Source organism: Methylobacterium sp. UNC300MFChir4.1, assembly GCF_900110155.1.
In the GTDB taxonomy this organism is placed as follows: domain Bacteria; phylum Pseudomonadota; class Alphaproteobacteria; order Rhizobiales; family Beijerinckiaceae; genus Methylobacterium.
Window position 1 is genome coordinate 143,820 of the sequence record NZ_FOCS01000015.1, and the last position, 15,237, is coordinate 159,056.

Here is a 15,237-nt window from a genome sequence, read left to right on the forward strand (position 1 = left end):
CCGACGACCGGTGTGACCCGACCTCGACGGGGCAACAAAAAGGGCGCGGCCCCGGAGGACCGCGCCCGTCTAAGAGATCCCCGCCGACCGAGGCCGGCGCGGGCGTCCCGCGTGCTTACTCGCCGGCCTCGCGGCGGCGCTCGCCACGGTGGCGGCCGCCCTCGCGGGGCTCGCGCGGCTCGTCGCCGCGCTCGGCCCGGTCGGCGTCGCGCTGAGCCTTCACCTTCTCGGTGATGTCCTCGCCGGTCTGCTGGTCGACGACCTTCATGGACAGGCGGATCTTGCCGCGGTCGTCCTGACCGAGGAACTTCACCTTGACCTTGTCGCCTTCCTTGACGACGTCCGTCACCTTGGCGACCCGGTTCGCGGCGAGCTCCGAGATGTGGACGAGGCCGTCCTTGGCGCCGAAGAAGTTCACGAAGGCGCCGAACTCCATGCACTTCACGATCGTGCCGTCGTAGATCACGCCGACCTCCGGCTCCGCCACGATCGAGCGGATCCAGTTGTAGGCCGCCTTGATCGCCTTGCCGTCAGCCGAGGCGATCTTCACGACGCCCGTGTCCTCGATGTTGATCTTGGCGCCGGTCTTCTCGACGATCTCGCGGATCACCTTGCCGCCGGTGCCGATCACGTCGCGGATCTTGTCCGTCGGGATCTGCATCGTCTCGATGCGCGGCGCGTACTCGCCGAGCTCCGGACGGGCCGCCGTCAGCGCCTTGGCCATCTCGGCCAGGATGTGGGCGCGGCCGTCCTTCGCCTGGGCGAGGGCGATCTTCATGATCTCCTCGGTGATGCCGGCGATCTTGATGTCCATCTGGAGCGAGGTCACGCCCTCGTCCGTGCCGGCCACCTTGAAGTCCATGTCGCCGAGGTGATCCTCGTCGCCGAGGATGTCGGACAGGACCGCGAAGCGCTCACCCTCGAGGATGAGGCCCATGGCGATGCCCGCCACCGGACGGCGCAGCGGCACGCCGGCATCCATCAGCGACAGCGAGCCGCCGCAGACCGAGGCCATCGAGGACGAGCCGTTGGACTCGGTGATCTCCGACACGACGCGGATCGTGTACGGGAACTCGTGGGCCGGCGGCAGGACCGGGCGGATCGCCCGCCAGGCGAGCTTGCCGTGGCCGATCTCGCGGCGGCCCGGCGAGCCCATCCGGCCGGTCTCACCGACCGAATAGGGAGGGAAGTTGTAGTGGAGCAGGAAGCGCTCCTTGTAGGTGCCTTCCAGCGCGTCGATGAACTGCTCGTCCTCGCCGGTGCCCAGCGTCGCCACGACGAGCGCCTGGGTCTCGCCGCGGGTGAACAGGGCCGAGCCGTGGGCGCGGGGCAGCACGCCGACCTCGGAGAGGATCGAGCGGACCGTCTTCACGTCGCGGCCGTCGATGCGGGCGCCGCTGTCGAGGATGTTCCAGCGGACCACCTTCGACTGGGCCTCCTTGAAGGCGGCCTTGACCTTCTCGGCCGGGAACTTCTCGGCGCCCTCGGGGCAGAGGGCGGCCATCACCTTCGCCTTCACGGCGTCGACGGCGGCGTAGCGCTCCTGCTTGACGGTCTTGGTGTAGGCGGCGCGGAGCTCCGCCTCGCAGACCTCCAGGACGGCCTTCTCGACGTCGGCGTTCTCGGGGGCCTTGAAGTCGCGCGGCTCCTTGGCGGCCTTCTCGGCGAGGCGGATGATCGCCTCGATCACCGGCTGGAAGTGCTTGTGGCCGAACATCACGGCGCCGAGCATCACGTCTTCGGAGAGCTCCTTGGCCTCCGACTCGACCATCAGCACCGCGTCCTGCGTGCCGGCGACGACGAGGTCGAGGCTCGACTCTTCCTTGGTCTCGGTGACCAGCGGGTTCAGCCGGTAGCCGCCGTTGATGTAGCCGACGCGGGCGCCGCCGATCGGGCCCATGAACGGCACGCCCGAGATGGTCAGGGCCGCGGAGGCCGCGACCATCGCGACGATGTCGGGATCGTTCTCGAGATCGTGGGTCAGGACGGTGACGACGACCTGCGTGTCGTTGCGCCAGCCGTCGATGAAGAGCGGGCGGATCGGGCGGTCGATGAGGCGGGAGACCAGAGTCTCCTTCTCGGAGGGACGGCCCTCGCGCTTGAAGTAGCCGCCCGGGATGCGGCCGGCGGCGTAGGCGCGCTCCTGGTAGTTCACGGTGAGCGGCATGAAGTCGATGCCGGGCTTCGGCTCCTTGGCGGCGACCACGGTCGCGAGCACCGAGGTCTCACCGTAAGTGGCGATGACGGCGCCGTCGGCCTGGCGCGCGACCTTGCCGGTCTCCAAGACGAGCTTGCGGTCGCCCCACATCAGCTCTTCGCGTTGAACGTCGAACATTCTCAATCTCTTCCTTGCCTGCGGCGGGCCCAAGCCCGGCGCCGCCCGGGGGCAAGACGGCGAGACACTGCGCCCGATAACGCTCGGCGAAGTGTCTCGCGATCCTGCCCCAACGCTGGCGCCTCGAAGCGGCCCGCTTGACGGACGGCCGGACCCATTCCGGCAGCCCGCGATGATGAAACGCGGCCCCGGGCCGGGCCCGGAACCGCGCGAGACGTGCCTTAGCGGCGGATGCCGAGACGCTCGATGAGGGCGCGGTAGCGGGCCTCATCCTTGCGCTTGACGTAGTCGAGCAGCGAGCGGCGCTGCGAGACCAGCTTCAGGAGGCCGCGGCGGGAATGGTTGTCCTTGCCGTGGGTCTTGAAGTGGCCGGTGAGGTTGGTGATCCGCTCGGTGAGGATCGCCACCTGGACCTCGGGGGACCCGGTGTCCTTGGCGTCCTTGCGGTGTTCCTTGATGAGCGCGGTCTTGCGCTCTGCCGTGATCGACATCGCGTGCCTTTCGGGTTGTGCTGGTCGGATGCGGCGCCCCAAACGGGCGCGCGCGGGCTCGGCGTTCGGCCGGTGCCGGGATGTCGTCCAGCACGGTCACAGCGCCAAGCGGCTCAAGCCCCGCCCGGCAACCCGGGTCGAGGCCGCGCGATCCATACACGAAACCGACGGTTATGCCAGTCCCGAGCCGGGCGGGCCGCAGCGGTGGCGCGTCGCGGCTGTCCGGGCCCGTCCAAAGAACGGTTAACGCCGCCGTGCTACCCGGAACCGCTCACGCGACGCGGCCCGGCGATGAACGGCACCTTCTCGGATGCGTGCGGCGTCGCCGTCGCGACGCTGCTCGGTATCCCCCTCGTTCTCGTGCCGGGCTATGCCCTGGGCGGCCTGACCGGCATCCTCGGGTTCCGCACGCTCGCGCCCGGCGACCGTCTCCTGTGCGGGGCGCTCCTCGGGATCGGGCTGCTGCCGGCCCTCGACAGCCTACTGATCCAGGCGGGCGGCGTCCCGGTCGCGGCCCTCGCGACCGGCACCCTCGGGCTCGCCGCGCTGCGGCCGGTCGCGCGGAGCCTGCGCGAGTCCCTCGACCGGGCGGCGCTCGCCCTCGCGCTGCTCTGGCTCGGCGTCGTGGCCTACGCGCTGATCGACGTCGATACCGGCACCGCCCTCTACCGGCCCGTGACGATCATCGACCTCGTCAAGCACGCCGCCCTGACCCGCGCGATCGTGGAGCACGGATTACCGCCGGTGGACCCGTTCTTCGCCCGGCCCGAGCGGGCGGGCTACTATTACGGCTTCTACACGCTCACCGCCCTGGTCGACTGGGCGGGCGGACGGCTGGTCGACGGGCGGACCGCCTTCGCGGGCATGGCCTTCTGGACCGGCCTCGCGCTCCTCGGCCTGATCGACCGTCTGCTCGCGGCGACCGGACTCGTCGCGGACGCCGCGCCCCGGCTCGTGCGCCGCGCGGTGCTGCTGCTGCTGCCGGCCGGAAGCCTCGACATCCTGCTGGTCCTCGCCGACCGGACGACGTCCGGGACCTGGCTGCCGGTTCCGGAATGGCTGAACGAGCAGGTCCTCAACTGGCCGGCCTCGCTGGTCTGGGTGCCGCACCACGTCGCCGGCGCCCTGGCCGGGTGGCTCGGACTCCTGGCCCTGGCGGAGGTCGCGGACCGGACACGGCCGGACAGGCGCGCGGAGGCGGCGGCGATCGGCGTCGCGGCACTCGCCTTTGCGGCCTGCGCGGGCCTGTCCGTCTGGGTCTGCCTCGGCACGGCGGGTGCGGCCGGTGCCTGGCTGGTGCTGCTCGGCCTGGAGCGCCGCTGGCGCGCCGCAGCCCGGCTGGCAGTTGCCGGCCTGCTCAGCGCCGCGCTGGCCGCCCCCTACCTGCTGAGCGTCCTGGCCAACCGGACCGACGGCGGCGCGCCGATCCGGTTCTCGATCCGACGATTCGGGCCGCTCGACGGCCTCGTCGACGAGCCGGCCCTGAGCGCGCTCCGCCTGATCCTCCTGCCGCTGAACTATTACACGGCCCTGGGGGTCTGCGCCGCCGGTGCGCTGCTGTTCTGGCGCCTCGTGCTCCGCCGGGAGGCGCACGGGCGCGAGGCCGGACGCCTGCTCACGCTCTGCGCCGCGGCGAGCCTGCTCCTCGGCGGCGTCCTGCGCTCGGCGATCCTCAACAACGACCTCGGCGCGCGCGTGGTCCTGCTCGCGCAGGTCGCGACCCTGGTCTGGACCGTGGTGGCCCTGACCCGCCTGAGCGAGGCGCGGCGGCTCCGGATCCCCGGTCTCCTCGCCGCGCTGCTGATCCTCGGCTACGCGACGACCCTCTACGGCTTCGTCGGGATGCGCGCCTATCCCGCCTCGGACCGGCCCGCCTTCGCCCGCCTCGCCGGCCGTCCCGATATCGACCGGGCGCTGCGCGCGGCCTACGCCTGGGCGGGCACGCACCTGCCCCGGGACCTGGTGCTGCAGCAGTCGCCGGTGCCGCACCGGGTGTTCGATTTCGGGCTCTACGGCCTCCAGCCGACGGGGGTGGCCGACGCGGAGGCGCGCCTGTTCGGCGCCCCGCCGGACGCCGTGGCGTCGCGGCTCGCCGACGTCGCGCCGGTCTTCCGCGACCGCCTGGACGGCGCCGAGGTGCGGCGGCGCGCCGAAGCGGCCGGGATCGGCGCCCTGGTCGTCACCGCGCAGGACGCCCCCTGGAGCAGCCCCGATTTCTGGGTCTGGCGCAGCCCCGCGGTCTACGCCGATCCGCTCGTCCGGATCCTGCGGGTCCAGGATCTCCGTGGAGGATCTCCGTGACTGAACCCAGTCCCGCGGCACCCACCCGCCCGCGCGCCGGGCAGGCCCTGCGCTGGCTCTGCGCCCAGGCGCTGCTGCAGGCCGGCGCCGTCGTCGTCGGCTTCGCCTGCTTCGTGCTGCTGTTCCAGACGGATCTGTGGTCCGGCGTGACGATCCTGTTCTACCGCGGACTGATCCTGCTCGCGGTCGCCTTCCTGCTGACCCTGGCGGTCACGGCGGCGCTGGCCGGGCTCGGCCGGGCCTGGGGATTGCGCCGACGGGACGCCCTCGGCGCCTGCGTCCTGTCGCTGTCCCTGAACCTCAGCGCCTTCGTGATCCTGCCGGTGACGGTCGACCGGTCGATCAGCGTGTTCCTGCTCGGCCAGATGGCTGCCCATCCCGGGGAGCGCTTCACGCCTGAGCGCGCGCAGGCGGTGTTCGAGCGGGTCTACCTCGGCGAGTTCCGGCAGATGGAGCGGCGCTTGGCCGAGCAGCAGGCCTCCGGCAACGTCGCGCGAGCGGGTGACGGCTACGTCATCACCCCGCAGGGCAGCGCCTTCATCCGCTTCTGCGGCCTCGTCGCCCGGGCGTTCCGGACCGACACCCGGATGATCGCCGCCGCACCGTCCCCGCCCGGCGGGGGCGACCCGGAAGCGCGCGGCGGGGCCCCTGAACCCGATCCCGTGGGCGCGGTGCGGCGGTAGGCTGTATCGACTCGGGACGAGGACGGTGCGGCGCCGGTCCGGGCGGTTCCGCGGAGGCCGCCGTCCGGGCATGAAAAGTGCCGGGTGACGATCCGGGCGAGGGAGAACGGACGCGATGGCGGAGTCCGCGGTGACCACGGGTGAACGGGCGAGCGCGGGGCGCGGACTCGCCCGGAGCCTCACCGCGCCGGGCCTCGTCGCCATCGGCCTCGGCGCCACGATCGGCGCCGGCATCTTCGTGCTCACCGGGACGGCGGCGGCGCAGTACGCGGGCCCGGCGCTCAGCCTCTCCTTCGTGATCGGCGGCGTCGCCTGCGGCCTCGTCGGCCTGTGCTACGCCGAGTTGGCCGCCATGATCCCCGAGCCGGGATCGACCTACACCTACACCCGCGCGAGCCTCGGGCGGCTTCCCGCCTGGATCATCGGCTGGGACCTCGTCCTCGAGTTCGCCGTGGCGGCGGCGACCGTGGCGGTGGGCTGGTCGGGCTACGCGCAGTCCCTCGCGGCGGAGTTCGGCCTGCATCTGCCGCCGGCCCTGGCCGGGGCGCCCGGCGCCGGCGGCCTCGTCAACCTCCCGGCGGCCGGGATCGTGCTGCTGCTCAGCGCCCTGCTGATGCGCGCCACCGCGGAAGCCTCCCTGGTCAACGGCCTGCTGGTCGCCTGCAAGGTCGCGATCATCCTGGCTTTCGTGGGTGTCGGCGTGGCCCATCTGCGTCCCGAACTCTGGCACCCGTTCGTGCCGGAGAATGCCGGGACCTTCGGCGCCTACGGCTGGAGCGGCGTGTTCCGCGGCGCCGCGGTGGTGTTCTTCGCCTTCGTGGGCTTCGAGACCGTGGCGACGGCCGCGGGCGAGTGCCGGGCGCCGCAGCGCGACGCGCCGGTCGGCCTGATCGGGTCGCTGCTGATCACCACGATCCTGTACGTGGCCATGGCGGCCGTCCTCACGGGACTCGTGCCCTATCGCGACCTGGACGTCGCCGACCCGGTCGCCAAGGCGGTCGACGTGATCGGCCTGACGGGCTTCGCCACGATCATCAAGGCCGGCGCCCTGATCGGTCTGACCACCTCGGCGCTGACCGCTCTCTACGGGCAGAGCCGGATCTTCTTCGCCATCGCCCGCGACGGGCTGCTCCCGAGGATCTTCTGCCGGGTCCATCCGGTGACGCGGGTGCCCGTGGCGAGCCAGCTGGTGATCGGCCTGTTCACGGCGGCCGTGGCGGGGCTCGTGCCCATCGACGTCCTGGGCGAGATCGTCAGTATCGGCACGCTCCTGGCCTTCTGCCTCGTCTGCGCGACGGTGCTGATCCTGCGCCGGACCGATCCGGACCGGGCGCGCCCGTTCCGCGTGCCGGCGGTGACCCTCATCGCCGGACTGGGGATCCTGTCCTGCGTCACGCTGATGGCGTCGCTCCCGGCCGACACCTGGATCCGCCTCGCGGTCTGGCTGGCGATCGGCCTCGCGATCTACGCCGGCTACGGCCGGCGGCACGGCCGGCTCAGCTGATCAGGTTGATGGTGGCCTGCGCGAGCGTCTTGATCGAGGCCGAGGCGCTCAGGCTCAATTCGTAGTTCCGGACCACCCGCTGGAGGTCGGCCGATTCGACCGCGACGTTGACGTTCGGCAGACGGACATAGCCGGTCGGGTCGGCCCCGGGATTGGTCGGGTCGTAGCGGGTGCGGAAGCCGGTGGTGTCGCGGACGATCCGGCCGACCGGGTCGCGGGGGCTGTCGGCCGCCACCGGGGCGAACACCGCGATCTTGCGGGCGTAGGGGGCACCGCCCGGGGTCGTCGGGACCGAATCGGCGTTGGCGAGGTTCTCGGAGATCGCGCGGATCCGCCCGCTCTGCACCTGCCGGCCGGCGGCCAGGGCGCCGGCGGCCGAGTTGAGGGCGCTGGTATCCGGCATGCGCGGGCCCTGTCGACGGCGAGGATCTGACCGAATCCTTGCCGAACAGCCTTAACCGGAAGTTAAGACGCCCGCGCGGAGAGGCTCAGCGCGTCCCGAAGATCCTGCCCGTCGGTCAGGCGAAGGCCGCGGCGGCGCAGCGCGGCCAGCATCGCGCGGTCGGGGAACGGGCAGTAGGGCAGAACGGGCTCGGACCGCCCCTCCGGCAGGGTTCCGCTCCGGGTGACGTCCTCGAGCAACCGGTCGAGCATCCCGCGCCCGTGGGCGTGGAGCGCCACCGAGGCCCGGGTCGCGGTGGTACCCTCGGGCAGCGCCAGCGCCTCCTGGGCGAGGATCGCGCCGGTGTCGATCGCGGCCGCCAGCCGGTGCAGGGTCATGCCGAACTGCCCGGGCCCGTCGGCCAGCGCGTGGATCGTCGGCACCGGGCCCCGGTGGCGGGGCAGCAGGCCGGGATGCCCGTTGATCCCGCCGAGCCGCGCCAGCCCGATGGTCTCGGGCTTCAGGATCTGGTCGAAATGGTAGGTGAGGATCAGGTCCGGCGCCGCGTCCCGGAGGGCCCGCGCGACGTCGGGACCGTTGACGTCGTCGACCGTCAGGGTCGGGACGCCGAGGCGGCGGCACAGGGTCCTGAGCGGCGTCGCCTCCGGCGCGTCGCCGCTGCCGGACGCCGCCTGGGTCAGGGGCGCCAGGGGCCGCAGCAGGTCCGGCAGGCCGAAATTGACCGCGAGGTAGGGCAGGATCCCGGGGCCGGAGCGCGCGAGGTGCCGCCGGATCTGCCCCGTGAGGCCGCCGCTCGACGGCCGCTCGGCGTTGGAGAGCCCGACCAGCGCGATGTCGGCCCGGAGATCGGCGACGAGCCGGCGCACCGCGCGGGCGTTCGGCAGCGCCTCCAGAACGAACAGCGCGATCCGGGGTCGCGCCATCAGCGCCGCTTCCGGCGCTGGAAACGGAAGGCGTAGAGGCCGGCCTTGCGGACGTTCTCGGGCAGGAGCAGCACGGTGCGCGCGAGCGCCGTGAGGATGAACGGGAACGCGATCACGTCGCGGTTGGCCGCGATGCCCTTGGCGATCCGCACGGCCGCCTCCTCGGCGCTGATCTCGAGTGGCCGCCAGCCCTTCAGCTCGCCGCCCATCGGCGTCTTCACGTAGCCCGGGGTGACGACGTTGACCTTCACGCCGCGGGGCGCGACCTTCTGGCGCAGGGCGAGACCGTGGGCGACGAGCGCGGCCTTGGCACCGCTATAGGCCGGCGCGTCCTGGAGCGGCGCGTAGGCCGCGAGCGACGACAGCAGCACGATCTGGCCGCGCCCGCGCTGGAGCATCAGCGTCAGGGCGGGCAGGATCACGTTGAGCGTGCCGGTGTAATTGATGTCGGCGGTCTCGAAGGCCACGTCCTCGGCCTCCACCTGCCCTTCCTGGTTGCCGCCGTTCACCGCCGCGTTGGCGATGACGAGGTCGAGGGAGGCCTCGGCATCCGACCGCTGGACCAGCGCCACGGTGGCGGCCCGGTCGCGGGTGTCGAGGCGGGCGGTCTCGACGGCGGCGCCGCTGGCGCGGCAGTCCCGGGCGACCGCCTCCAGCCGCTCGGCGTTGCGGCCGACGAGGATGAGGCTCGCGCCGGTTTGCGCGTAGTGGCGCGCCAGCGCGGCGCCGATGCCGCTCGACGCGCCGGTGATCAGAATGCGGGGCATGGGGCGGGTTACGCCGCCGCGCGGGGAAAGATCAAGGCCGGGAACGGCTCACCGGCGGTTAAACGCGCTTCAAAGGCCGCCGAATGGCGACGGCCCGGGAGCCGGGCGAGCCCGGTCAGTAGACCGGCGCGAGCTCGCCGTCGCGCTCGGCCGCCTCACTCACCGCCCGCGCCGCCGCCAGCATCGCGTCGGGGAGGGCGGCCTCCATCCGCGGTACCGAGCCGGCCACCGCGCGGTCGATCGCCTCCTTGGAGAAGAAGCCGCCGTTGACCTGGGTCCGGTGCAGGACCACGCGGCGGAAATCCGCCATCAGGTCCGTCTCCGGCGGCGTCGGATTCTTCCAGAAGCTGTCGAGGTCGCCCTGATGGGTCAGGCCGGCCATGTTGTAGATCGCGGTGCCGACCGCGTGGGTCGGGCAGCCCATCTCCAGGGACAGCATCCCCACCGTCGAGTTGACGATGACTACGCCGCGGGCGCCCTTGATCAGGGCCGGCAGGTCGCCGCCGTCGATGAAGTCGAGCCGGTCGCTGACGCCGTGGCGGCGGGCCGAGGCGCGGGCGAACTTGCGCCAGTTGATCAGGCCGCTGTCGAGCGGGTGCAGCTTCACCAGCAGCCGGGTCGGCGCCGACGAGCCGTCCGCGAAGGACTTGATCACCCGGTCCATGAAGCCCTCGACGCCGAGGAACGGCGAGTGGACCCGGATCTGGTAGTCGCTGTCGAGCTGCAGCGGCAGCAGGAAGTAGTCGCAGCCGACCGCGCGGTAGATCTCGTCGCAGCGCGCCGCCTCGCGGCGGGTATGCGCGCGGCGGGCGAACTTCTTGATCCAGCCCGCATACTCGGCCGCGATATGGGTCGGCCGGTGGCTGCGGAAATGGGGGAAGAGGTAGGGGAACAGGACGTTGGCGAGGTTGTAGCCGACGTCCCAGACGCTGCGCCGGGCCATGTCGCCCGTGGAGGGCATCGCCCGGCCGGGTTGCGGCAGGCGCCGCGCCAGGGCGCGGATCTCGGCGGCCGTCCGGGGGAGGGACGAGAAGCCGTTCACGCCGCCCAGCTCGCAGGTGATCCAGTTCGGGCGGATATAGCCCTCCTCGAACACGTGCACCCGCAGGCCGCGATACTCGGCGATCATGCGGGCCGCCTTGTGGAAAGGCCGGCAATCGCCGAACAGCACGATGTCGGTCACGCCCTCGCGGTCGAGATAGGCGTCGAGATACTCGCCCCAGGTCTCGCGGCGACCGCGGTAATTCTCGGCCTCGCCGCTCCAGAACAGCCAGTCGCCGGGGCAGAGATTGATGCGCCGGACAGAGTGTCCCCGCGCGCGCAGCGCCTGTCCGAGATCGGAGAAGAACGGCGTCGCGATGCCCTGCAGGAAGAGGAAGGTCGCGGGGCGGTCGCGGAGGGCGTCGGGGGCGGGCTGTTGCATTCCGCGGCGCTTCTGTCCTTGACCCTGGGCCGGATGAACCGAACCGGCGAGAGACTCTTGAGGTGGCACGGTGCCCGGCGAGCCCGCAATCCGAAGCCATGCCGCGGCATGGCGTTTCCGCGCCGGCGTGGCCCGTCTGCAACGGTCCCGCGTCTGCGGCCTAGCCTCCGGAATAGGCGGGCAATCGCGGCGACGATATGTCCAAATCCTTTCCAGGACGTGGCGACGGCGACGCGCGCTCAGGTTGTCCCCGCGTTGCATCACCATCCCATGCCGGCGAAAATGCGCTACAGGCCTGTTCCGCACCTCACCCGACCGGAGCCGGACGCACCGACCATGCCCGCAGACCCGACCCCGTCGCTCTACGCGACCGGCCGCACGATCCGCCGCCTGCGGGCGGAGATCGAGGCCGCGACGGGCCTCGCCTTCGGTCCGGCGCGCCCCGGCGCCGTCGGCGCGACTTGGGGCGCGGGGAGCCTCGCCGGGCGCCTGCTGGCGCTGACGGGGCGGCGCCGACTCGTGGTCGCGCCCGGGCCGCTCCTGAGCCCCTACGACTCGCCGGAGTCCGGCTTCGCATCCCTGCGGATCACCCTCGACGGGGTGCCCCTCGGCGGGGAGGGCGGCGTCCATTACCTCGACCCCTGGACCAGGGCGCCGATCGACCGCGCGACCTGCGCCGAGCGGGTGGCGTGGCTCGCCACGCGCTTCGCCGAGAACGACCGGCGGGTGGTCTATGTCGGGATGTCGCGCTGGAAGCGGCCCGCCCTCGACGTCCTGGGCGCGGGCCCCGCCGGCCGGCCGATCCACACCATGACCACCGAGGCCGCGATCGCCGCGGGACAGCGCCACGGCGGCCGCCTCCTCGCCTGGGCGACGCGGGCTCCCGGCCAGCTCGAGGAAGCCTGCGCGCGGGCCGGCCTGCCGCTGGCCCGCGTGGAGGACGGGTTCCTGCGCTCCGTGGGGCTCGGCGCCAGCCTGCAACCCGGCGCCTCCATCGTGGTGGACGACCTCGGCATCTACTACGACCCGCGCCGGGAGAGCCGCCTGCAGCGGCTGCTCGCCGAGGCCGACTTCACCCCGGACCTCGTCGCCCGGGCACGGCGCCTGCGCGAGGAGGTCGTGGCGCGCCGGCTCAGCAAGTACAATGTCGGCCTCGACGCCGCCGCGCTCGACTGGCCGGCCGGCCGGCGGATCGTCCTCGTGCCCGGCCAGGTGGAGGACGACGCCTCGGTGCGCCACGGCTCGCCGCTGGTCCGCTCGAACCGGGCGCTGCTGGAGGCGGCGCGGCAGCGCAACCCGGACGCGTTCCTGCTCTACAAGCCGCATCCCGACGTGGAGGCCGGGTTCCGTCCCGGCATCATCCCGGAGGCGGAGGCCCTGACCCTGGCCGACCGGATCGTGGGCGGCATCAGCATCGTCGACCTCCTCGACCGGGTGCATCACGTCGAGACCATGACGTCCCTCGCCGGGTTCGAGGCCCTGATCCGCGGCCTCACCGTGGCGACCCACGGCCGGCCGTTCTACTCCGGCTGGGGCCTGTCGGAGGATCTCGCGCCGGGCGCCGACCGCGGCCGCCGGCTGAGCCTCGATGAGCTGGTGGCCGGCGCCATGATCCTCTACGCGCGCTACCTCGACCCGGTGGCGATGAAGCCGTGCACGCCGGAACAGCTCCTCGACCGCCTCAGCGCGGCCCGGGCGGCAGCGCCGCGCAACGCCCTCTCCCTCGGCCGGACGGCCCACCTGGTGATGCGTGCCCGCTACGGCCTCCTCAATCCCGTCGTGCGGGCCCTGCGCAGCCGGCGCGGCGTCGGCCGCGAGGCCGGCGGCGGACCGCGCTAGGGCGCGGCGCGCGGCGCGAATCCGGTTCCGCGAGACCCTGATGTGACACCAAAGCGATAGCGCGCGCTGCTAGAGTCCGCCCGCAACCGCCCGCCCCGGGACCGTTTCCGATCATTCCGGATCAGGAACGGCTCGCAAGCCCTTGCTCCCGCGCGCTGTTTCCTGCCGGACCGGATGCCGGCGGCGAGCAGGCCCGCCCCACGCCGAGTGCCCGTGTCTTGACGACGTTCCTCATCGCCACCGGTCTCGCGCTCGCCGTGTGCCTCGCCCTGGAGGTGTTCGCGGGCGACTCGACCACCCGGGCGAGCCTCGCGCCCCGGGATCTCGGCCTGCGGCTGCTCGGCTACCTGCTGATCCTGCTGTTCTGGTTCGAGTTCTCCTGGCGGCCCTGGCTCGCGGGGCTGACCTGCGTGATCACCGTGGCGATCCTGATCGTCGTCAGCCGCGCGAAGCGCTCGGTGATCGGCGAGCCGCTGCTGTTCAGCGATTTCGCCCTGCTGCCCCAGGTGCCGCGGCATCCGCAGCTCTACTACATCCCGCCCCTGTGGGACCCGCGCATCGCCGTGCCGGTCCTGCTCACCGCGGCGTTCACCGCGCTGTGGTACTGGATCGAGCCGAGCGTGCTGCCCGCCGCGACCCTGCCGCGGGTGCTGGCGATGCTCGGCCTCCCGCTCGCGCTCTGGCTGCTGGTCAAGGCCGCCCCGCGGCCGCCGCTCGCCCGGCTGATCGCCCGCTGGTTCCCCGAGCCCGACCTGGAGGCCGACGTGACCCGGGTCGGCCTCCCGGCGAGCCTCCTCGGCTACACCGCCCGCGCGATGGCGGGCGGCGTGCCGGTGCCCGCGGCGCCGACCCTGCCGGAGGGCCCGGGCGACGATGTCGTCGTGGTGATCCAGCTCGAATCCTTCGTCGATCCGGAGCGGCTCGGCGGCGCGAAACTGCCGGCGATGGACCTGTTCAGAACCCGGGCCGCGCAGTACGGGCGCCTGCGGGTTCCGGCGCACGGCGCCTACACGATGCGCAGCGAGCACGCGGTGCTCACAGGCCGTCCGTCCGAGAGCCTCGGCTTCGGCCGCTACGACCCCTACACGTCCCGCAGCGGCGACGAGCCGACGAGCCTCGCCCGGCTCGCCGGGAGTCGGGGCTACGGGACCCTGTTCCTGCACCCGTTCCACCGCGACTTCTTCCGCCGGGCGCGGGTGATGGAGGCCTTCGGCTTCGCCGATCTCGTGATGGGCGAGGCGTTCGCGGAGGCGCCGCGCGTCGGGCCCTATGTCGGGGACGTCGCCCTCGGCGCGCGCCTCCTCGCGGAAGTCCGGGCCCGGCGCGCGCCGCTGTTCCTGTTCTGCGTGACCATGGAGAACCACGGCCCCTGGAAGCCCGGGCGGCTGCCGGGCATCGACGATCCGCAGGCGCAGTACCTCCATCACGTCGCCAATACCGGGCGGATGGTCGAGGATCTCGTCGCGGGCCTGGACGCCGTCGCCCGCGAGCGCGGCCAGACCATCACGCTCTGCGTGTTCGGCGACCACGCACCGTCGCTGCCGAGCTGCAAGCCGGGCTTCGGCGGGCGGACGACCGAGTACGCCCTGTTCCGCTTCGGCCGCCCGCAGGCGGTCCCGCGCCGCGCCGACATCGCCGCCGACGAGCTCGGTCGGGCGCTCCGCGGGGCCCTCGCGACGGCACCTGCGGACATCGCCGCGGGGACATGATACGGTTAAGCTTGCGCGGCATAAGCGTGGCCGTGCCACGCTGGTGACGCATTGCCCGCGGATAGCGCGACCGTCCGCACGGCGGCCGCCGCACCGGCGCGGTCGTTAAAGCGATCGCAGCGTTTGGCGGTCAAACTGGGTATCCCGGCCCGGGCCAGCGATGGCGCGGGCTCGGCGAGGAGAAATCTTTGTGATGCTGCGTAAGACGGCGTGCACCGCCCTGATGGCCGCCCTCGCGGCTGGATCTGCCGGCGGCTGCACGTACATGCCCGCGGCGGGTCCGACGGCGAGCGCGATCCAGGCCGGGGCCGAGGTCGCCACGGCTGACGGCGGGATCCTTGCCCGCTACGAGATCATCGACGTCACGCCCTCCGTGGTCGAGGCCCTGCGCGGCCGCCCCCTCGACAGCCTGCTCGCCTCCTTCGGCGACCATCGCCCCTCCTCCGAGCCGGTCATCGGCATCGGCGACATGGTCTCGGTCTCCGTCTGGGAAGCCGGATCCGGCGGCCTGTTCTCCGGTCCGCTGGTCGCCGACCGCTTCTCCGCCGGATCCAAGTCCGCCCTCATCCCCGAGCAGCCCGTCGGGCGCGACGGCGCCATCTCGGTGCCCTATGCCGGCCGCATCAAGGTCGCCGGCCGCCGCACCCAGGACGTCCAGGCGCTCATCGAGAACGAGCTCGCCGGCAAGGCCATCCAGCCCCAGGTGCTGGTCTCGGTCACCCGCCCGATCTCCCAGGCCGTCACCGTCACCGGCGAGGGCGCCGCCGGCGCCCGCCTGCCGCTCTCGGGCCACGGCGACCGCATCCTCGACGTCATCGCCGCCGCCGGCGGCAACCGCGCGCCGGTCAACGAGACCTTC

The 15,237-nt window shown here is 72.7% G+C and carries 12 protein-coding genes; 6 read left to right on the forward strand and 6 right to left on the reverse strand.

The window, feature by feature from the left end; translation table 11 throughout:
• Window positions 1–115: 115 nt before the first annotated feature.
• Together pnp and rpsO are read right to left on the reverse strand one after the other, a co-directional pair.
• The gene (pnp, locus tag BMY19_RS20035) at window positions 116–2,335 is read right to left on the reverse strand and encodes a polyribonucleotide nucleotidyltransferase (RefSeq protein WP_091979533.1); all 2,220 of its coding nucleotides are present in this window, start codon (window positions 2,333–2,335) and stop codon (window positions 116–118) included.
• Window positions 2,336–2,556: 221 nt separating this feature from the next.
• On the reverse strand, window positions 2,557–2,826 hold the full coding sequence (rpsO, locus tag BMY19_RS20040) for a 30S ribosomal protein S15 (protein WP_012317943.1): 270 nt from the start codon (window positions 2,824–2,826) through the stop codon (window positions 2,557–2,559).
• Between the two features lie 291 nt (window positions 2,827–3,117).
• Here rpsO and BMY19_RS20045 point away from each other — a divergent pair, with 291 nt between their 5' ends.
• The 3 genes from BMY19_RS20045 (at window position 3,118) to BMY19_RS20055 (ending at window position 7,314) form a co-directional block, all read left to right on the forward strand.
• Window positions 3,118–5,127 carry a hypothetical protein gene (locus tag BMY19_RS20045; protein ID WP_100252723.1) on the forward strand — a complete coding sequence of 670 codons (2,010 nt, stop codon included), beginning with the start codon at window positions 3,118–3,120 and terminating at the stop codon, window positions 5,125–5,127.
• A complete protein-coding gene (locus BMY19_RS20050; protein WP_100252724.1) occupies window positions 5,124–5,810 on the forward strand; it encodes a hypothetical protein in 687 nt (228 codons plus the stop codon). The genes BMY19_RS20045 and BMY19_RS20050 overlap by 4 nt, the downstream gene beginning before the upstream one ends.
• A 115-nt stretch (window positions 5,811–5,925) precedes the next feature.
• Window positions 5,926–7,314: an amino acid permease gene (locus BMY19_RS20055; protein ID WP_100252725.1), complete on the forward strand. Its 1,389-nt coding sequence runs from the start codon at window positions 5,926–5,928 to the stop codon at window positions 7,312–7,314.
• Here the strand turns inward: BMY19_RS20055 and BMY19_RS20060 are convergent.
• From BMY19_RS20060 to BMY19_RS20075, 4 genes are all read right to left on the reverse strand, one after another.
• Complete coding sequence (locus BMY19_RS20060; protein ID WP_020093747.1) at window positions 7,307–7,717, reverse strand: flagellar basal body rod protein FlgC; 411 nt, start codon at window positions 7,715–7,717, stop codon at window positions 7,307–7,309. The genes BMY19_RS20055 and BMY19_RS20060 overlap by 8 nt on opposite strands.
• 62 nt (window positions 7,718–7,779) lie before the next feature.
• Window positions 7,780–8,640, reverse strand: a complete 861-nt coding sequence (locus tag BMY19_RS20065) for a formyltransferase family protein (RefSeq protein ID WP_020093748.1) — start codon at window positions 8,638–8,640, stop codon at window positions 7,780–7,782.
• Window positions 8,640–9,407: an SDR family NAD(P)-dependent oxidoreductase gene (locus tag BMY19_RS20070; protein WP_100252726.1), complete on the reverse strand. Its 768-nt coding sequence runs from the start codon at window positions 9,405–9,407 to the stop codon at window positions 8,640–8,642. The genes BMY19_RS20065 and BMY19_RS20070 overlap by 1 nt, the downstream gene beginning before the upstream one ends.
• Before the next feature lie 115 nt (window positions 9,408–9,522).
• Window positions 9,523–10,830: a capsule biosynthesis protein gene (locus BMY19_RS20075; RefSeq protein ID WP_100252727.1), complete on the reverse strand. Its 1,308-nt coding sequence runs from the start codon at window positions 10,828–10,830 to the stop codon at window positions 9,523–9,525.
• A 336-nt stretch (window positions 10,831–11,166) separates the two neighbouring features.
• Between BMY19_RS20075 and BMY19_RS20080 the strand changes: the two genes are divergently transcribed.
• The 3 genes from BMY19_RS20080 to BMY19_RS20090 form a co-directional block, all read left to right on the forward strand.
• Window positions 11,167–12,669 carry a capsular polysaccharide export protein, LipB/KpsS family gene (locus BMY19_RS20080; RefSeq protein WP_100252728.1) on the forward strand — a complete coding sequence of 501 codons (1,503 nt, stop codon included), beginning with the start codon at window positions 11,167–11,169 and terminating at the stop codon, window positions 12,667–12,669.
• 218 nt (window positions 12,670–12,887) lie between these two features.
• Entirely contained in the window at window positions 12,888–14,378 is a 1,491-nt protein-coding gene (locus BMY19_RS20085; protein ID WP_100252729.1) for an LTA synthase family protein, read from the forward strand.
• A gap of 193 nt (window positions 14,379–14,571) precedes the next feature.
• Window positions 14,572–15,237, forward strand: a 666-nt coding sequence (locus tag BMY19_RS20090; protein ID WP_170863007.1) for a polysaccharide biosynthesis/export family protein, incomplete at its 3' end; no start/stop codon positions are given.

Coding starts and splice junctions, on each gene's coding strand:
- BMY19_RS20065 (WP_020093748.1), bottom strand. CDS start 8,640: ATGGCGCGACCCCGGATCGCGCTGTTCGTTCTGGAGGCGCTGCCGAAC.
- BMY19_RS20060 (WP_020093747.1), bottom strand. CDS start 7,717: ATGCCGGATACCAGCGCCCTCAACTCGGCCGCCGGCGCCCTGGCCGCC.
- BMY19_RS20075 (WP_100252727.1), bottom strand. CDS start 10,830: ATGCAACAGCCCGCCCCCGACGCCCTCCGCGACCGCCCCGCGACCTTC.
- pnp (WP_091979533.1), bottom strand. CDS start 2,335: ATGTTCGACGTTCAACGCGAAGAGCTGATGTGGGGCGACCGCAAGCTC.
- BMY19_RS20080 (WP_100252728.1), top strand. CDS start 11,167: ATGCCCGCAGACCCGACCCCGTCGCTCTACGCGACCGGCCGCACGATC.
- BMY19_RS20045 (WP_100252723.1), top strand. CDS start 3,118: ATGAACGGCACCTTCTCGGATGCGTGCGGCGTCGCCGTCGCGACGCTG.
- BMY19_RS20055 (WP_100252725.1), top strand. CDS start 5,926: ATGGCGGAGTCCGCGGTGACCACGGGTGAACGGGCGAGCGCGGGGCGC.
- BMY19_RS20070 (WP_100252726.1), bottom strand. CDS start 9,407: ATGCCCCGCATTCTGATCACCGGCGCGTCGAGCGGCATCGGCGCCGCG.
- rpsO (WP_012317943.1), bottom strand. CDS start 2,826: ATGTCGATCACGGCAGAGCGCAAGACCGCGCTCATCAAGGAACACCGC.